This window comes from Mycolicibacterium duvalii (assembly GCF_010726645.1).
GTDB classification, from domain to species: domain Bacteria; phylum Actinomycetota; class Actinomycetes; order Mycobacteriales; family Mycobacteriaceae; genus Mycobacterium; species Mycobacterium duvalii.
Genome location: NZ_AP022563.1, coordinates 616,617 through 636,940, shown reverse-complemented (window position 1 = coordinate 636,940; position 20,324 = coordinate 616,617). Strand labels below are relative to the sequence as shown.

Sequence of the window (20,324 nt, the reverse complement as noted above, 5' to 3'; positions counted from 1 at the left end):
CGACGGCCGGCTGATGCGCGTGCCGGTGGTGGCCAGACGGTCGGCCACGCCGTCGGTCGCCCCGCACAGCGGTTTGTTCCGGCGGCTGAGCGACGTCGTGGTGCGATGGCCCTGGCTGGTGATCGGCTTCTGGGTCGCGCTGGCCGTGGTGCTACCGCCGCTGTTCCCCACTCTGGTCGAGGCGACGCAGAAGCAGCCGGTTTCACCGCTACCGGCGGACGCGCCATCGATCGTGGCGACACAGCAGATGGGTGCGGCCTTCGACGAAGCCGGTTCCGAGAACGTGCTCCTCGTGCTTCTGACGAACGAGAACGGCCTCGGCGACAAGGATGAGGACGTCTACCGAACCCTCGTAGGACGTCTGCGCAGCGACAGCCGATTCGTGGTCATGCTGGAGGATTTCGTCAGCACTCCTCAGCTGCGCGAAGGACTCAGCAGTGAGGACGGCAAGGCGTGGCTGGTGCCGGTGTGGCTGGCGGGCGAGCTGGGTTCGCCGGAGTCCTACGAGGCGTACACCCGCATCGCCGATGTCGTCAGACACACGGTGGACGGTTCCACGGTGACGGCGAACTTGACCGGCCCCGCAGCGACATTCGCAGACTCGCTCGACGTGGGCACCAGAGACCAGGTCAAGATCGAAGCCGCGATCATCACGCTGCTGGTCGCCATCCTGCTGATCATCTACCGAAAACCCGCGACGATCCTGTTGCCGCTGATCACGATCGGCGTCTCGCTGGGCATTGCGCAGACCGCCGTGGCCGGCGCCGCCCAACTGGGTCTGGGGGTGTCGCCTCAGACCATCACTCTGCTGAGCGGCATGATGGCCGGCGCGGGGACCGACTACGCCGTCTTTCTGATCAGCCGGTACCACGACTTCGTGCGCATGGGTCAGCCGTCCGATGACGCGGTCAGGAACGCGTTGGGATCCATCGGCAAGGTGATCGCCGCATCCGCGGCCACGGTGGGTGTGACCTTCATGGGGATGACCTTCGCCCGGCTGGAACTGTTCGCGACCATCGGGCCCGCACTCGCGATCGGCATCGGCGTTGCGTTTCTGGCATCGGTGACGCTGCTGCCGGCGATCATCGTGTTGACCGGACGCCGCGGCTGGATCGCCCCGCGCCGCGATCTCACCACGCGCTTCTGGCGGCGGTCCGGGATCCGCATCGTGCGCCGGCCGACGGCCAATCTGATCGCCAGCCTTGTCGTCCTGGTCCTCCTGGCGGGGTGCGTGCTCGTGGTGACATACAACTACGACGACCGCAAGGCGTTGCCGGACAACGTCGCGAGCTCCCTCGGTTACCTGGCGCTCGATCGCCACTTCCCCGTCAACACGACGATCCCCCAGTACCTGCTGATCCAGTCGCCTCGAGACCTGCGCACCCCTGAGGCACTCGCCGACCTCGAGCAGATGGCGCAGCGGATCACCCAGCTACCCGACATCGCGGCCGTGCGCGGTATCACCCGGCCGAGCGGGGAACGACTGGAAGCTGCCAGCACGACGTTCCAGGCCGGGGAGATCGGGTCCAAGTTGAACGACGCGTCCACCCTGATCCATGACCGGACAACGGATCTGGAAAGGCTCGCATCGGGCGCCGATCAGTTGGCCGACGGCCTCAGCACCCTGCGTGAGCAGGTCACCCAACTGATGTCCGGTCTGAGTGGGATCCTCTCCGGGCTGCAGACGATCCAGAGCCGGTTCGGCGCCGCCACGACGTTCGGGCAGATGGGCGATTCGGAGCGACTGATCGCCGGGATGCGCACCCTCGGCGATTCGATGCAGAGGGTCTTCGAGGATTTGACGAAGAACCTCGAGTGGATCGATCCGGTGGTCACCGCACTCGACGGCAGCCCGTACTGCAACGACACTCCGGCGTGCGTCTCCGCACGGGACCAGTTCCGGACATTGCAGGCCGCGCGCAACGACGGCACCCTCGACAAGCTCGCCGGCGACCTCCGGTCGACCGGACCGATGTCGAGCCTGACGCAGACGGTGTCCCAGCTGAGCCAGTCGATGAACTCGCTGATGGGTCCACTGGGCTCGCTGGGGATGACTTCTGCAGGCGGCGCCCAAGCGCCGTTCGGCGGCATGCAGGAGGGTCTCGACTCACTCGCCGAGGGTGGCCGCCAGGTGGCCGACGGCGTCGCCCTTCTGGTCGATCAGACCAAGAGGATGGGCACCGACCTGGGCGCCGCCTCGGAATTCCTGCTCACCATGAGGGACGGCGCGACGTCACCGTCGATGGCCGGCTTCTTCATCCCATCCGACGTCTTGGCGACGGACGACTTCAAGAAGGCGGCCAAGTTCTTCATCTCCCGCGACGGCCATGCCGCCCGTTACCTCATCCAGACCGAACTCAACCCCTTCAGCACCGAGGCGATGGATCAGGTCATCGCCATCACCGACACCGCGCGGCAAGCGCAACCGAACACCGCGCTGGCCGACGCCTCGATCGCGATGACGGGCTACCCGGCGACGCTGCGCGATGCCCGCGACTACTACGACCACGACATGCGGTTCATCATCGTCGTGACCGTCGCGGTGGTGCTGCTGATCCTTGTCGCGCTCCTGCGCGCCATCGTCGCACCGCTCTATTTGATCGCGTCGGTGATCCTGTCCTACCTGGCAGCACTCGGCCTGGGCATCGTCACGTTCCAGTTGATCCTCGGCGAACAACTGCATTGGAGCGTCCCGGGACTGACGTTCATCATCCTGGTCGCCATGGGCGCCGACTACAACATGCTGCTGATCTCTCGGATCCGCGACGAGTCTCCCCGTGGCATACGGTCGGGGGTTATCCGGACCGTCGGCGCCACCGGTGGCGTGATCACCGCCGCCGGGCTGATCTTCGCGGCCTCGATGTTCGGCCTGCTGTTCGCCAGCATCAGCACGATCATCCAGGCCGGCTTCGTGGTCGGCACCGGAATACTGCTCGATACCTTCCTGGTACGCACCGTCACCGTGCCGGCCATGGCCGTGCTCGTCGGGCGGGCGAATTGGTGGCCGTCGCGGTGGCGGCCCGGGCCCCCGACGTCATCTCGCCGCCATCGCGGGCAACCCGTTTCCGAACCTCTGTGAACGAGGAGGACGTCGTGTCGAACAAGGTGGACTTCACCGGGGTGCAGTGGAAGTCGGTCGAATGGACGAACCTCTGCCTGCTGTACCTGCGGGCACATGAGAGCAGGACGCCGAGCCCCATCCTGGGTGACCACGTCGCTGCGCAGGACATCGACCGCATCGAGTACGACTTCGAGCGGATGCACCGGGTTCTGCACCCGGACATCAATCAGTTCATGGTGGCATTGCGCAGCGCGCAGTTCGACGCATGGGTCGGCCAGTACCTCGACCGCCATCCCGAGGCCACCGTTCTGCATCTGGGGTGTGGGCTGCACAGCCGGGCTCTGCGGATGGCGCGACCCGGCGGCGCGTGGTTCGACGTCGACCTGCCCAACGTCATCGCGTTGCGCCGCGAGCTGCATTCGGAATCCCCGTCGTACCGCATGATCGGCTCGTCGGTCACCGACCCGAGATGGATCGACGAGCTGCCGACCGGGGGCCCGGTGTTGATCGTCGCCGAAGGTCTCCTGATGTACCTGACACCTCGCGAGGTCGCCGAGTTGCTCCACCGAGTGCTCGACCGTTACGACAGCGGCGAGTTGATCGCCGATCTCCTGTCGCCCTGGGGCCCGCGGATGTCCCGAGTCTTCACGAGAGGCCTGATCAAGTGGGGTACCCGAGATGGTGGAGAGATCACCCGCTGGGAGCCGCGGCTGACAGCCGTCGACAGCAGTCCCATCATGGCCGGCTTCCAGCGGATTCCGTTGCCCCGGCAGAGGTTGCTGTACCGCGCTCAACACGCCCTGCCCGCGCTGCGGAATTACGACCGCATCTACAGGTACACGTTCTAGAAATATCTCTCCACAATCCTGCATGTGAATCGGTGAGCGCTCCCTCTTTCCCCCGACGAGCCCACTGCAGGTCCGGAATCGATTGCTGCTGAGGAAATATCTGCCATCAGCCCGCCATGATGTGTATGTGCGTTCACGAGCACCAAAGGTGCGAGCACACCATCGAAAGCGTCCAGTGACAGGAACTCCGGGACCCGCGCGCACCGTTCGCGGTCGACGCGCACCGCGTCGCTGGCCATCCTCGAGCACTGAGAAAGACGACATCATGCGGCGGATCTCGCAAACATTCGCCGGCACCGCGGACGCGATGTGTCCACAGCTCGTCATTGGCAGTAAGAAGGCCTTCCACATCGTCTTTTAGCGCATCGAAGCCGTCGGAATCATTGCCTAGGCAAGCACACCGGGCATTGGCTTCAGCGAACGTCGAGCACTTTTGCGAAAACCTCGACCGACGCCGCCGACTGCAGTAACGTTCGCGTCAATTGATGGGCTCGATGCACGGTCGGGAGAATCAATGAGCGTCAATCCGTTCGACGACGAAAGCGCCAGCTTCTTCGTTCTGGTCAACGACGAAGAGCAGCACAGCCTGTGGCCGGTGTTCGCCGATGTACCGGACGGCTGGCGCGTGGTGTTCGGCGAGGCCGAGCGCGCTGCATGTCTGGAGTACATCGAGCAGAACTGGACCGATATTCGGCCGCGGAGTCTGCGCGAAAGGCTCGCGAAGAATCAGGGCTGAACGGCCCGACCGTCCGGATCGGGGGCAGTCGGATGGAATACGGACGTCGAGCATTCAGCTCGGCAGAGCAACAAGAAGATCACTTCATTCACGGCCGTCGTCGTGTCGCGGGCGGTGAACACCCGTGCGACCGGTCGCCTGACATCCGTCGACCCCTCGGCTCAGGAGAGTGAGCCGCGGTGGGGAACTCGGGGTCGCATCCCATCGCGGTCATCGGCATGGCGTGCCGCCTACCGGGGGGCGTCGACTGTCCGGAAAGGCTATGGGAAGCGCTGCTGCGCGGTGAAGACCTCGTCACCGAGGTTCCGCCCGACCGATGGGATGCCGACGAATACTACGACCCCCAACCCGGGGTTCCTGGCCGCTCGGTGACGAAGTGGGGCGGGTTTCTCGACGATGTCGCCGGCTTCGACTCGGAGTTCTTCGGGATCAACGAGCGCGAGGCCATAGCGATCGATCCGCAGCACCGACTGCTCCTTGAAACGTGCTGGGAAGCCGTCGAGCACGCCGGCGTCACCCGGGAAGCGATGAGCGACTCGCAGACAGGGGTTTTCGTCGGACTGACCCACGGCGACTACCAACTGCTGGCCGCGGACGCCGATGCGGTCGAGGCGCCCTACGGCTTCACCGGCAGCAGCTTCAGCCTGGCGTCCGGCCGGATCGCGTACGCCTTGGGGCTGCACGGCCCGGCCATGACCGTGGACACCGCGTGTTCCTCGGGACTGACAGCGGTCCACCTGGCCTGCCGTAGTCTCGTCGACGGCGAGAGCGACCTCGCCCTGGCCGGCGGTGCCGCCGTGACGCTGGACCCGCGCAAGTTCGTCGCGGGCTCTGCGGAGGGCATGCTCTCACCGACCGGACGATGCCATGCCTTCGACGTCGCGGCGGACGGTTTCGTGTCCTCCGAAGGCTGTGCGGTGTTGCTGCTCAAGCGTCTGCAGGACTCCCTGCGCGACGGGGACCGCATCCTGGCGGTGATCCGGGGCACCGCCGCCAATCAGGACGGCCACACCGTCAACATCGCGACGCCCTCCCTCGCTGCGCAGACTGCGGTCTACCGGTCGGCGCTGGCGGCAGCGGATGTGGACGCCGACACCATCGGCATGGTCGAGGCGCACGGACCCGGCACACCGGTCGGCGATCCGATCGAGTTCGCGAGCCTGGCCAGCGTCTACGGCATCCGGCGGCCGTGCGCGCTGGCGACGCTGAAGACCAACTTCGGGCACGCCCAGTCCGCTGCCGGGGCGCTGGGGCTGATGAAGGCGGTCCTGGCCGTCCAACACGGCGTGGTCCCGCCGAATCTGCACTTCACTCGACTGCCCGATCAGATGGCCCGGATCGACACGAAACTCTTCGTGCCCCAGCGGGTCACACCCTGGCCCGTCGCGGGCGACCACCTGCGCCGGGCCTGCGCGTCGTCCTACGGACTGTCCGGGACCAACGTGCACGCGGTCGTCGAGCAGGCGCCGCACCAACCTGCCCATGGCGTGCGAACGGGCGTCACCCCTGACCGCCTGCTGTTCCCGCTGTCCTCGACCTCGACCCACGAGTTGCGACGAACAGCAGCGCGCCTGTCGGACTGGGTGTCGACGCACGAAGACTTCAGTCTTTCCGATCTCGCGTACACACTGACCCGCCGGCGCGCACACCGCGTGGTCCGCACGGCCGTGTCCGCCACGACGAAGGCCGAGTTGGCCCGGTCACTGCGGGTGGTCGCCGACGGCGACGCTCCGTACCAGGCTGCCGTCGGGCAAGACGACCGTGGACCGGTGTGGGTGTTCTCGGGCCAGGGCTCGCAATGGGCGGCGATGGGCAGCGAACTCCTCTCGACTGAACCCGCATTCGCGGCCACCGTCGCGGCCGTCGAGCCGCTGATCGCCGGCGAGGCCGGCTTCTCGGTGACCGACGCGATATCCGCGATGCACACCGTGTCAGGCATCGACCGCGTCCAGCCGGCCTTGTTCACCATGCAGGTTGCGCTCGCCGAAACGATGCGGTCCTATGGCGTCCGGCCGGGGGCGGTGATCGGACATTCCCTGGGCGAGGTCGCCGCAGCGGTGGTGTCGGGCGCCCTGTCACTGAAAGACGGCGTGCGCGTGATCTGCCGGCGCTCGCGGCTGATGACCCGCCTGGCCGGAGCGGGCGCGATGGCCGCCGTCGACCTTCCTGCGCAACAGGTCCTCTCAGAGCTCATCACTCAAGGCATCGACGACGCGGTGGTAGCCGTGGTGGCGTCGCCGCAATCCACCGTCGTCGGCGGTGCGTCGCAGACCGTGCGTGCGCTGATCGCGGCATGGGAAGCCCGCGACGTGATGGCCCGCGAGATCGCCGTCGACGTCGCATCACACTCCCCGCAGGTGGACCCCATTCTCGGCGAACTGGCTGAGGTACTCGCCGGCTTGCGTCCCAAGACGCCGGAGATTCCCTACTATTCGGCCACGCAGTACGACCCGCGTGAAGAGCCCGTGTGCGACGCCCTCTACTGGGTGGACAACCTACGCAACATGGTCCGTTTCGCGCCCGCCGTCGCGGCCGCCCTGGAAGACGGCCACCGCGTCTTCGCCGAACTCGCACCGCATCCACTGCTGACCCACGCGGTCGAGCAGACTGCCCGCAGTCTGGACATCACGCCGGCGACGCTGGCGGCCATGCGCCGGGACCAGAGCACACCAGAGGGAATGCGCGGACTCGTGATCGATCTGTACGGCGCGGGCGCAGCGATCGACTTCACCGAGCTCTGCCCTGATGGCCGGCTGGTCGACGCGCCCCTGCCCACCTGGACCCATCGGCGGCTGATGTTCTCCCGCGGCGCGTCGGAGCCGCTGACCCACGGTGGCCGTACCATTTCCGTACATCCGCTGCTCGGTGCCCACGTCCGCCTGCAGGAGCAACCCGAAAGACACGTCTGGCAGGGAGAAGTCGGCACCGCGGCACACCCCTATCTCGCCGACCACCGGATCGCCGGCGTGGCGGTGCTGCCGGGCGCGGCCTTCTGCGAGATGGCGCTGGCTGCCGCCGGCACGCTGCTGGGCGACCGCGCGGAAGTCCGTGACCTCGTCTTCGCGCAGGAGCTACTCCTCGACGAGCAGACCACGGTCGGGGCCGGCGCCACGCTGCAAGCGCCAGGCGTCGCCGAGTTCAGTGTGGAAACCGACCACGCCGGTGAGCAAACCCGGTTGGCCACCGCACGGCTGGCGGTCACCGATGCCGAACCTCCTCCCCCACAGGACATCTGCGCGCTGCGCGCCGCGCACCCGAACGTCGAAGATGGGGCCGCGGTGCGCACGCGACTGGACCGGCACGGCATTCGCTACGGCCCGTCGTTCACCGGTCTGGCTGCGGTGTACACCGCTGACGAGCAGACCGCGACCTTGCTCGCCGAAGTCACGCTGCCCGGGCAGATCCGTTCGCAGCAGGACGCATACGGCATCCACCCCGCTCTGCTGGATGCCTGCTTTCAGTCCGTGGCCGCGCATCCGCAACTCGTCGCCCTGGGCGATGACGGCCTCGCGGTGCCGTTGGGCATTCGCCGGCTGCGAACATACGGTCCGGCCCGCAGCGCCCGCTTCTGCAGCGCGCGTATCGCGCACGTCGGCGCAGCGGACGTCCACACCGACCTGAACATCCTCGACGGGCACGGAGCGGTCCTGGCCACCGTGGAGGGTCTGCGCCTGGGCGTAGGTGCAGCCCAGTCCGACCGTGACGAGCGGGTGTTGGCGAACCGGTTGCTGTCGATCGAATGGCGACGGCGTGAGCTACCCGAGGTTGAACACGACGCCGGAACCTGGCTGCTGGTCAGCACCGATCCCACAGATGCCACCGCCGCCTCACTGACCGGTGCGTTGCACGACGCCGGAGCACAGTGCATCACGATCTCCTGGCCGCGCCGCGCTGACCATGCGTCGAAAGCCGGTGCGGTCACCCGGCAAGTGGGTTCCGGCGACGTCTCCGGTGTCGTCATCCTCACCGGCCCCGCCGACGGCGGCCCGGTCCAGCACAGCCCCACGCTGGGACGCGAGTACGTGGAACATCTGGTTCGGATCATCCGGGGGCTTCCGGAGGCTCGCGATGATCTGCCACGCCTTTACGTGCTGACACGACACGCTCAAGCCGTCACCCCGGAAGACGTCCCGAACCTGGAGCAGGCCGGTCTGCGTGGCCTGTTGCGGACCGTCGGTGCCGAGCACCCGCACCTACGTGTCACGCAGATAGATGTCGACGACGCCACCGGGTCCGACCTCCTGGCGCGGCAGCTGCTGGCCGGGTCCGACGAGGACGAAACCGCGTGGCGCGCCGACGCGTGGTACGTCGCGAGGTTGATGCCGGGCCCGCTGCGCGCGGAGGATCGGCGCACCACGGCCGCTGGCACGGACGACGCGGTCGGCCTGGCCATCCGCACCCCGGGAGATCTGGGAACCGCAGAATTGGTTCTGGGGGAACGTATTCCGCCCGGCCCCGGGCAGGTCGAGGTCGCTGTCACCGCGTCCAGTGTGAACTTCGCCGATGTCCTGGTGGCGTTCGGCCGCTACCCGGCATTCGAGGGACGGCTGCCTCGCTTGGGTACGGACTTCGTCGGAGTCGTGTCCGCAGCCGGGCCGGATGTCACCGGTCTCGCCGTCGGCGACCGGGTCGGCGGGCTGTGCGCGGACGGCTGCTGGTCCACGTTCATCACCACCGATGCCTGCCGCATGGTCCCGCTACCGGCCGGACTCAGCGACGCGCAGGCTGCTGCGGTGACCACCGCCTACGCCACCGCGTGGTACGGATTGCACGAACTCGCCGGGATCAGGGCCGGAGACAAGGTGCTGATCCATTCCGCCACCGGCGGTGTGGGTCAGGCCGCCATCGCGATCGCCCGTGCCACCGGAGCGCAGGTGTACGCGACCGCGGGTAAGGAAGAACGCCGGGTTCTGCTGCGGGACATGGGAATCGAATACATCTACGATTCCCGGAGTCTGCAGTTTGCGGATCAGATTCGCCGCGACACCGGTGGCTACGGCGTGGACATCGTCCTCAACTCGGTGACCGGCGCTGCCCAGCGGGCGGGGCTGGAACTCCTCGCACTCGGCGGACGCTTCATCGAGATCGGTAAGCGCGACATCTACGGTGACACCCGGTTGGGACTGGCGCCCTTTCGCCGCAATCTGGCGTTCCATGCCGTAGATCTCGGACTGCTCGCCTACAGCCATCCCGACCGATTGCGGGACCTGCTGCTCGAGGTGTACCGACGCACCGCCGACGGCACCCTTGCCCTACCCCAGATCAGCCGGTTCCCCCTCACCGACACCGCCTCCGCCATTCGCTTGATGAGCGGTGCACAGCACACCGGCAAGCTGGTGCTCGACATCGGATGCGCGGCGCAGTGCACCGTCGCCGTCCCGCCGGCGCAGACGGACGTCTTCCGCCGCGACGGCGCCTACCTGATCAGCGGCGGGCTGGGCGGTCTCGGCCTGTTCCTCGCGGAGCGGATGGCAGCGGCCGGCTGCGGACGCCTGGTGCTGTCGTCCCGATCGCAGCCGACACCGGAGGCACGCGAAGTGATCGAGCGCATCCGCGCGACGGGTGCCGAAGTCGCCGTCGAGTGCGGTGACATCGCCGCGCCGGAGACCGCGCCACGCCTGGTGGCCGCGGCGACCGCCACCGGACTTCCCGTGCGGGGGGTGCTGCACGCGGCCGCGGTCGTCGAGGATGCCACGTTGACCAGCATCACCGACGAGATCATCCGGCATGACTGGGCGCCGAAGGTGCACGGCGCCTGGAACCTGCACGCCGCTACCGTCGATCAGCCGCTGGACTGGTTCTGCTCGTTCTCCTCGGCGGCGGCGATGGTCGGTTCACCGGGCCAGGGGGCCTATGCGGCGGCCAACAGTTGGCTGGACGGCTTCACCCACTGGCAGCGATCCCAGGGACGTCCGGCCACGGCCATCGCCTGGGGCCCGTGGTCCCAGATCGGTCGCGCCGCCCAGTACGCCGAGCAGTCCGGGGCCGCCATCACTCCCGACGAGGGCGCCCACGCCCTCGATGCCCTGTTGCGTCACGACCGCGCCCACACCGGCTACGCCCCCGTGTCGGACGCCCCCTGGCTGTCGGTCTTCGCCGAACGCAGTCCTTTCGCCGAAGCGTTCCGCGTCCGAGGCGAAGCCACGACGGGTGCCGGCGAACTGCTCGCCGAGCTCGACCAACTGCCCTCCGACGAGTGGCCGACGCGCCTGCGTCGCCTGATCTCAGACCAGATCACCCTGATCCTGCGCCGCAGCGTCGATCCCGACCGACCGTTGTCCGGCTACGGCCTGGACTCGTTGGGGGCGCTCGAACTGCGTACCCGCGTCGAAACCGAGACCGGAATTCGCCTCTCCTCCACCGATATCACCACGATCACCATTCGCGGTCTGGCGGACCTGCTATGCGACAAGCTGGCATCCGCGCGGGCTGCCTGACCGCGAGGACACCAGATGGCCAACGACGACCGGACCTTTCCGCTCACCCCCGGACAACTCGACATCTGGCTCGCGCAGGCGACGGGCCGTTTCGGCACGAGGTGGCAACTGGGGTTGTTCGTCAAGATCGACGGACCGGTTCAACGGGGTCCCCTCGAATGGGCGATTCGCCGGGTCATCAAGGAAGCCGAGCCGCTCCGAGCCTCGTTCTTCGCGGACAACGGCCACCTCGCGCAGAAGGCCGTCGCTGACCCCCCGGTGAACCTCGCCTACCACGACCTCAGTTCCGCGCCGGACCCTGCAGGGGAAGCGTTCGCCATCGCGTCGTCGATCCAGAGCACGCCGATGCCGCTCACCGGTCCGCTGTTCGCCTTTGCGTTGTTCAAGACCGGACCCGCGGAGTTCTATTGGTTCTCCTGCTGCCACCACATCATCGCCGACGGATTCGGCCTCGCGTTGGCCGGCCATCGAATCGCTGCCGTGTATTCGGCCGTGGTCGCCGGATCTCCGATTCCCCCCGCCTTCTTCGGATCGCTGCAGGATCTCATCGACTCCGAGGCCGACTATGAGTCGTCACCGGACTACGTGGAGGACCGCGCCTACTGGACCGGTCACCTGCCATGCGATCACGGTGCCGAACACAGGCCGTCGTCCGCAGGCGACCCGCAGGATCCCCGTCCGTCCGCGCCTACTCGACTCGACCCCCGGGTACTCCGCGGAGTCCACCAGCTGGCGCAGGTCTGGGACATGCCGCGGTCCTCGATCATCACCGCCGCCTGCGCCCTGCTGATACGCGGTTGGTCGGGCGCGGGCTCTGAGGTAGTGCTTGACTTCCCCGTCAGTAGACGAGTGTCCCCGCAGTCGAAGACCCTGCCCGCCATGATGTCCGGGGTGGTGCCGCTGGTGCTCCCGGTATCACCGAGCACCTCGGTGACCGACTTCTGCGCGCTGGTCCACACCCGGATCCGAGAGGCATTGCACCATCAGCGCTTTCCCGTCAAGGAGCTGGAGCGCAAGGCCAACCCCCATAGCCCCGGCCTCCTCACCGACAGGGTCGACGTGAATTTCATCCCGTCGGTCTTCACGCTCGATTTCGGTGGCCTGTCGGGGTCCGCGTCCTACACCACCTCGGGCCAGGTAGCCGGGTTCGGAATGTTCTTTTCCGCAACCGGCGACGACCTGTTCCTCAGCACGGCCGGCACCGGACATGCCCTGGCGACCCTGGATGTCCCGGACCTGGCGCTGCGGCTACAGCGGTTGATGGTCGCGATGACGGCCGATCCCGGCAGGCGCCTTTCCGCGATCGACCCGCCCGGCGGGGTCCGGGACCCCGCTTTGGACCTCTGGAGTAACCGCGCGATCCTCACCGCACCCGCGTCGACGCACCTTTCGATCCCGGACGCGTTCACGGCTCAGGTCGAGCGGACGCCCACGGCCACCGCGGTGACCGGCGACGGCCGGTCGTGGACCTACCGTGAACTCGACGCGGCCTCGAATCGGTTCGCAAACATGCTGATCGGCTACGGCGCCGGTCCCGGTGCGTGTGTGGCGCTGCTGCTGGAACGCTCGCCCCAGGCCGTGCCGGCAATCCTCGGGATCCTCAAAACGGGGGCCGCCTACCTACCCATCGACCCGGCGCACCCGCAATCGCGGATCGAGTTCATGGTCGGCGACTCCACCCCGATCGCCGCCGTCACCACCGCGGCGCTGGCCCATCGGTTCTCCGGCTCGCGCCTGCCCGTCATCGATGTCGACGACCCGGCAATCGAGTGCCGGCCCAGCACCGCGGTGCCACCCCCCGCTCCCGATGACGTGGCCCACATCATCTACACCTCGGGGACCACAGGAGCACCGAAAGGTGTTGCTGTCACGCATCATAACGTCACCCGACTCTATGCCTCGATCGACGTCGGCATCGACCTGTCAGCGCCACAGGTATGGACGCAGATCTTCTCGTACGCCTTCGACTTCTCCGTGTGGGAGATCTGGGGTGCCCTGCTGCACGGCGGACGGCTGGTGGTGGTTCCCGAAGCAGTTGCGCGTTCGCCACAGGATCTGCATACGCTGCTGCTCGAGCAACGGGTCACGATGCTCGCCCAGACGCCGTCGTCGTTGGGAGCGCTGCGTCCGGAGGGGCTGCACTCGGTTTCGGTGTTGGTCGGCGGCGAGGCGTGTCCGACCGAGGTCGTCGACCGGTGGGCAGCCGGAAACGTCTTGATCAACGTCTACGGTCCCACGGAGACCACGATCTTCGCCACGGCGAGCAAACCGTTGACGCCGGGTTCGGGGAATCCGCCGATCGGTGCGCCGGTGCCGGGCGCGGCGCTGTTCGTCCTCGACGGGTGGCTGCGTCCGGTGCCGGTGGGCGTGGTCGGTGAGTTGTACGTCGCGGGCCGGGGTGTCGGGGTCGGGTATGTACGCCGCCCGGGTCTGACCGCCTCGCGGTTCCTACCGTGTCCGTTCGGGCCGCCCGGTCAGCGGATGTATCGGACCGGAGATCTGGTCCGCTGGCGCGCCGACGGGCAGTTGGAGTACCTGGGCCGCGGCGATCACCAGGTCAAGATCCGTGGTTTCCGAATCGAGCTCGGGGAGATCCAGTCCGTACTCGCCGAACAGGACGGCGTCGAGCAGGCGATCGTCATTGCTCGGGAGGACCGCGCCGGCGACAAGCGACTGGTCGGATACCTCACCGGGACTGTCGATCCCGCCCAGGTACGAGCCCGGCTGGCGGATCGGTTGCCGTCGTACATGGTGCCGGCCGCGATCGTCGTGCTCGAGAGCCTGCCGCTGACGGTCAACGGCAAGCTCGACAGCCGAGCGCTGCCCGCTCCGGAATATTCGGACGGCGGCTCCTACCGTGCCCCTGCCACTGCCGTAGAAGAGATCCTGACAGGCATTTTCGCCGAGGTGCTGGGAGTGGCGCGGGTCGGAGTCGACGACTCGTTCTTCGATCTGGGCGGCGACAGCATCTTGGCGATGCGGTTGATCACCGCGATCAACGACTCGCTGGATTCCGCGCTGGCGGTCCACGACCTGTTCGACGCATCGACGGTTGCCACGCTCGCCCCGCGCATCGGCGGCGGCGGCAACGGTCGCGCACCGTTGGCCCGAGTCGCACGCCCGCCCGTGGTGCCTTTGTCGTACGCGCAGTCCCGATTGTGGTTCGTCGATCAGTTGCAGGGCCCGTCACCGGTGTACAACATCCCCTTCGCGGTGCGGGTGCAGGGGCCTCTGGACGTGGCGGCACTGCGTGCAGCAATGGCTGACGTGGTGGTTCGTCACGAGTCGCTGCGCACACTACTGCCTGAGATCGACGGGATGGCACGACAGGTGGTGGTGCCCGCAGAGTGCGCACAACCCGACCTCGATGTCGTCGACGCTTCCGCATGGTCGGAAGAGCGCGTGACTGCGGCGATCGAAGCGGCGGCCCGCCACACCTTCCGTCTGGATCGTGAGTTACCGGTCCGCGCGTCGGTGCTCGGGCTCAGCGCTACCGAGCATGTGTTGGTGGGGGTAGTCCATCATGTCGCTGCGGATGGATGGTCGATTGCGCCGCTGCTCGCTGACATGAGTGTGGCTTATGCCGCGCGGTGCGCCGGTGCGCCGCCCGGGTGGGCGGAGCTGCCGGTGCAGTACGTCGATTACACGCTCTGGCAGCGAGAGAACTTCGGAGACCTCACTGACGAGTCCAGTCCGATTGCCGCCCAGTTGGCGCACTGGCGAGAGGCACTGGCCGGAATGTCCGCGCGGGTGGCGTTGCCCACCGATCGGCCCTATCCGGCTGTGGCTGACGGTCGTGGGGCCAGTGTGGAGGTGACGTGGCCGCCGGGGCTGCAGCAGCAGATCCGGCAGATGGCTCGCGGTCACGGCGCGACGGCGTTCATGGTGGTGCAGGCCGCGCTGGCGGTGCTGCTGTCGAAGTTGAGTGCCAGTTCGGATGTGGCGGTGGGCTTCCCGATCGCCGGGCGCAGCGATCCCGCCCTGGAGAAGCTGGTCGGCTTCTTCGTCAACACGTTGGTCCTGCGGGTCGATCTGGCCGGTGATCCGACGATGGCCGAGGTGCTCGAACAGGTCCGGCGACGCAGCCTGGCCGCCTACGAGAACCAGGACGTGCCCTTCGAACTCCTCGTCGAACACCTCAATCCGACCCGCTCGCTGAGTCATCATCCGCTGGTACAGGTGGCGATGTCCTGGCAGAACGTCCCGGGGCTTTCCGGTGACCCCATTGCGGGGCTGCGTCTGGGTGCACTCCCGGTGACCCCGCTGCCGGTGCAGACCCGCGCCGCGCGGATGGATCTCTCGTTCTCGATGTCGGAGCGGTGCACCGAATCCGGTGCACCGGCGGGGATTGTGGGCACGGTGGAATACCGCACCGACGTCTTCGAGGCGTCCTCGGTCCAGATCCTGGTGGACCGCTTCGAACGAGTGCTGACCGCGATGGTCACCGACGCCGACCAACGGTTGTCGTCGCTGGATGTTCTCGGCGCCGACGAACACCGGCGACTGGCAACACTGGGCAACCAGGAGATGCTGCGCAGCCACACACCCTCCACAGCTTCGGTTCCCGAGCTGTTCATCGCCCAGGCCGCCTGCACCCCCGAGGCGATCGCGGTCAGCTTCGGCGCCCAGGCACTGACCTACCGCGACCTCGACAACATCGCGAACCGACTGGCGCACAGGCTGATCGGGCACGGCGCGCGACCCGGTCGCTGTGTGGCGTTGCTGTTCGACCGGTGTGCTGAGGCGATCGTGGCGATGCTCGCGGTACTCAAGACCGGCGCCGCCTATCTGCCGATCGACCCAGCCCACCCCGATGAACGCGTCCGGTTCATGCTCGACGATCTCGCGCCCGTCGTCGCTGTCACCACGTCGAATCTGCGTTGCCGGCTGACCGCCCCGGGCCTGACGGTCGTCGACGTCGACGGGGTACTGCGCGAAGACCATCCTGCCTGTGCGGTCTCGGTGGCCGGCCCCGACGATATCGCCTACGTGATCTACACCTCGGGCACGACCGGCACGCCCAAGGCGGTGGCGGTCACCCATGCCAACCTGGCCCACATCGCGGACTCCACCCCACCCACACTCGGTGCCCACCAGGTATGGACCCAATGCCATTCCTACGCCTTCGATTTCTCGGTCTGGGAAATCTGGGCCGCCCTCCTGGGCGGCGCCCAACTGGTCATCATCAGCGAAGACACCACCGCCAACCCGCCGGCACTACACCAACTCCTCACCGACGAACACGTCACCGTCCTGACCCAAACCCCCCTCGGCCATCACCGCTTTGGACCCAAACCGACTCGACTCCGTCACCGTACTTCTCGGCGGGGAAGCCTGCCCCGCCGAAATCGTCGACCGCTGGGCCCCCGGCCGGAAACTGATCAACGCCTACGGCCCCACCGAGGCCACCGTCTACGCCACCATGACCCCGCCCCTGACCGCCGGATCCGGACCCGCGCCCATCGGCACACCCGTGCCCACCTCGGCCCTGTTCGTCCTCGACCAACACCTCCACCCCGTCCCCGCCGGAGTGCTCGGCGAACTCTACGTCGCCGGCCCCGGCGTAGCCACCGGCTACCTCCGACGACCCGACCTGACCGCCACCCGATTCCTGGCATCCCCCTACGGCCCACCAGGCACCCGCATGTACCGCACCGGCGACCTCGTAGCATGGCGCCCCGACGGCCAACTGCACTACCACGGCCGCGCCGACGACCAAGTCAAGATCCGCGGCCACCGCATCGAACTCGCCGAAATCCACACCGCACTGGCCACACTGCCCGGCATCACCCAAGCCGCGGTCATCGTCGATGAGAACGGTTCCGGACCCCGGCTGATCGCCTACCTCACCGGCCAGGCCGACCCTGCCACCATCCGACAAACCTTGGCCGGAAAGCTGCCCCCCTACATGATCCCCGCCGCGATCATCAAACTCGACCAGCTACCGCTGACCGTCAACGGCAAACTCGACATCCACGCGCTACCCACGGCCGACAATCGCCTCGATCAGCACTACCGCGCGCCCGGCGACGCGATCGAAGAGATCCTGGCCGGCATCTACGCCCAGGTCCTCGGCCGCGACCGCGTCAGCGTCGACGACTCCTTCTTCGACCTCGGCGGCGACAGCATCCTGTCCATGCAGGTCGTCGCCCAGGCCCGCGCCGCCGGACTGACCTGCCGACCACGCGACATCTTCGTCGAGCAGACCGTCGCCCGACTGGCCCGCACCGTCACCGTCGCCCAGCCACCCACCGGCCCCGCCGACGAAGGCCTCGGAGATTTCACCCCGACCCCGATCATGGCGTGGCTGAACGCGCTCGACGGGCCCACCAATCAGTTCAGTCAAACCGTGATCGTCCAAGCCCCGGCCGAGGCCACCGCGGAAGACGCCATCACCGTGCTGCAGGCACTACTCGACCACCACCCGATGTTGCGCCTGTCGCTGGCGCCCGACGCCACCCGCATCACCATCCCCGAGCCCGGCACCGTCCGCGCCCGCACCTGCCTGTACACCGTCGACGAGTTATCCGCAGCCGCAATCACATCCGCACGCGCCGAACTCGACCCCACCACCGGAACCGTCGTGCGAGCGGTGTGGGCCGCCGTGACCGGCGAAATGGCGATGATCGTCCATCATCTCGCCATCGACGCCGTGTCCTGGCACATCCTGCTCGAAGACCTCAACACCGCCTGGACCCAGCACCGCCGCCGATCACCGATCGCGCTGCCCCACCCCCCGACCTCCTTTGCCACGTGGGCGGCGCACCTCGCTCAGCACGCCATCTCACCGACAACCACCCAGCACGCCCAGGCCTGGCGCGACGTCCTGGTCACTCCCCCGGCGCTGGCCGCGCCCCACCCCCACACCGACACCTACGCCACCGCCGCCACCCTCACCGCGACCCTCGACACCGACACGACCCAGCACCTGCTCAACAACGTCCCAGCCGCGTTCCACACCGGCATCACCGACATCCTGCTCATCGCCTACGCCCTGGCCTGCACCGAACTGTTCAACACCACCACCGTCGGCATCGACGTCGAAACCCATGGCCGCCACGACGACCTCTTCCCCGACACCGACCTGACCCGGACCGTCGGCTGGTTCACCAGCAAACATCCCGTCACGATCACCCTCGACCGGCTGCCCTGGGACGACGTCATCACCGGCGCGACGCGACTGGGCGGAATCGTCAAACAGGCCAAGGAACAGCTCCGCGCTCTGCCCCCCGCCCTGACCTACGGCCTATTGCGCTACCTCAACCCCCAGACCACCATCAGCGAAGCCGAACCCACCCTGGCCTTCAACTACCTCGGCCACATCCCCGCCCCCATCACCGGCCTGCCCGACGACCTCTGGGGGCTCAGCCCGACACACACCACCCTCACCGAAGCCGCGGCCGCGTCCCCCACGCCGCTGGCCCACAGCCTCCTGCTCAACGCAGCCACCGTCACCACCACCACCGGGCCCCAACTTCACACCACCTGGACGTGGGCACCCAGCGCCCTGGACCGGTGCCGAATCCGCCGCCTCGCGCACCTCTTCACCCAAGCGCTGCAAGGCCTCACCGCGCACGTCCTCCACGGCGGCGGCGGCCTCACCCCCTCCGACATCACCCCCGCCCTCCTCACCCAACATCAGATCGACGCTCTGACCCACGACCACGACGCCTCCGACATCCTGCCCCTCACACCACTGCAACAAGGACTGCTCTTCCACACCCGGACTGCAACCACCACTGACGACGTGTACGTCATGCAGGTCGAGCTCACGGTGAAAGGTGCACTCGAACCGGACCGGCTGCGCGACGCCGTCGACGCGGTGGCCCGCCGCCACCCCAACCTCGCAGCACGGTTCCGCTCGGAGTTCGACCAGCCCGTGCAGCTCATCCCCGCCGATCCGACGGTGCCCTACCAATACGTCGACCTCGCCGACATCAGCACCAATTCGGTTGAGCCCACGAAGATCCGATTCTCCGCCCGCATCGCCGGCCCCGCCCGCCCGAACGCGCCCACCCAGACCATGACCGCCGAGCCATGCGCCGCGGAGGACCGGATCCGGCAGCTGTGCGCAGCCGAACGTGGTGCGGTGGGCGACCCTGCGCACGGGCCGTCGTTCCGGGTCGCGGCGATCCGCACCGCGCCGGACGAGCACCGGGTGGTGCTGACCAACCACCACATCGTGCTCGACGGCTGGTCGATGCCCATCCTGGCACGCGATCTCTTCGCCCACTACTACGGACACAACCTTCCCCCAGCCGCCTCCTACCGCCGCTTCATCGAATGGCTCGTCGACCGCGACGACGCGGCTGCCCTCGTCGCCTGGCGTGAGGTGCTCGCCGACCTCGACACCCCAACGCTCGTCGGCCCACCCGAGCGGGTCGGCCTCGGCCCCCGCGGCACCAGCTCCATCACCGTCGCCACCGAGACCACCGAGGCACTCGCCGAGTTGGCCCGCGCCTGCCACACCACCATCAGCACGGTTCTGCATGCCGCCTGGGCACAGACGCTGATGTGGCTGACCGGACAGCACGACGTGGTGTTCGGCACCGCAGTCTCGGGGCGGCCCACCGACATACCCGAGGCAGAGTCGATGGTGGGTCTGCTGATCAACACCGTTCCGGTGCGTGCCCGCGTGACGGCCGACACCACGATAGCGAGCCTTCTCGAGCAACTGCACGACGCCCACCAACGCACCCTCGACCATCAACACCTGGCTCTGGCCAAGATCCAGCATGTGAGCGGCCACCGGCAGCTGTTCGACACGATTTTCGTCTACGAGAACTACCCGCTCGACGCCGCAGCATTGTTCGCAGGACAGCTCGCGGTCACCGAGGTGAAGACTCGCGAGTTCAACCACTATCCGCTGGCGATGATCGCCCAGCCCGGCGACGAACTCGGCCTTCGCATCGAATTCGACACCGGTGTCTACGATTCCGAGCGGATCGAGGCGCTGGAAAAGCGGTTCAAGCGGATTCTCGTCGCCATGACCGCGGCGCCGGGACAGTCGTGATGGCCGACCCCACGCGCCGATTACTGTCGATCGACGTCCTCGACGACGACGACCGCGCCGACCTGGACGAGTGGGGCAACCGGGAGATCCTGACCCGGCCAGCGGTCGGAGTCTCCATACCGGAACTGTTCGCCGATCAGGTCACCTCCAGGCCCGACGCCTGCGCATTGACCTACGGGCAACTGACCTGGACCTACCGCGAGCTTGACGAGGCGTCCAATAGGCTGGC

5 protein-coding genes and 1 pseudogene (1 of these 6 only partly in view) are annotated in these 20,324 nt (G+C 67.6%); all 6 read left to right on the top strand.

Annotated elements, in window-relative coordinates; all coding sequences use genetic code 11:
- The first annotated feature begins 28 nt into the window (after positions 1–28).
- Positions 29–3,079, top strand: a complete 3,051-nt coding sequence (locus G6N31_RS02910; RefSeq protein ID WP_234815395.1) for an MMPL/RND family transporter — start codon at positions 29–31, stop codon at positions 3,077–3,079.
- Positions 3,080–3,093: 14 nt separating this feature from the next.
- Positions 3,094–3,909, top strand: a complete 816-nt coding sequence (locus G6N31_RS02905; RefSeq protein WP_234815394.1) for a class I SAM-dependent methyltransferase — start codon at positions 3,094–3,096, stop codon at positions 3,907–3,909.
- Positions 3,910–4,423: 514 nt separating this feature from the next.
- Complete coding sequence (locus G6N31_RS02900) at positions 4,424–4,645, top strand: MbtH family protein (protein ID WP_098004559.1); 222 nt, start codon at positions 4,424–4,426, stop codon at positions 4,643–4,645.
- A gap of 218 nt (positions 4,646–4,863) precedes the next feature.
- Positions 4,864–11,082: a sulfolipid-1 biosynthesis phthioceranic/hydroxyphthioceranic acid synthase gene (gene pks2, locus G6N31_RS02895; protein WP_234815398.1), complete on the top strand. Its 6,219-nt coding sequence runs from the start codon at positions 4,864–4,866 to the stop codon at positions 11,080–11,082.
- Between the two features lie 15 nt (positions 11,083–11,097).
- Positions 11,098–20,095, top strand: a pseudogene (locus tag G6N31_RS27705) (amino acid adenylation domain-containing protein).
- Positions 20,095–20,324, top strand: partial view of a non-ribosomal peptide synthase/polyketide synthase gene (locus tag G6N31_RS02880; protein WP_170310805.1) — the 5' portion only. Its footprint extends 22,069 nt past the window's final position; only the first 230 of its 22,299 coding nucleotides appear in the window; its start codon is at positions 20,095–20,097; its stop codon lies off the right edge, out of view. The pseudogene G6N31_RS27705 and the gene G6N31_RS02880 overlap by 1 nt, the downstream one beginning before the upstream one ends.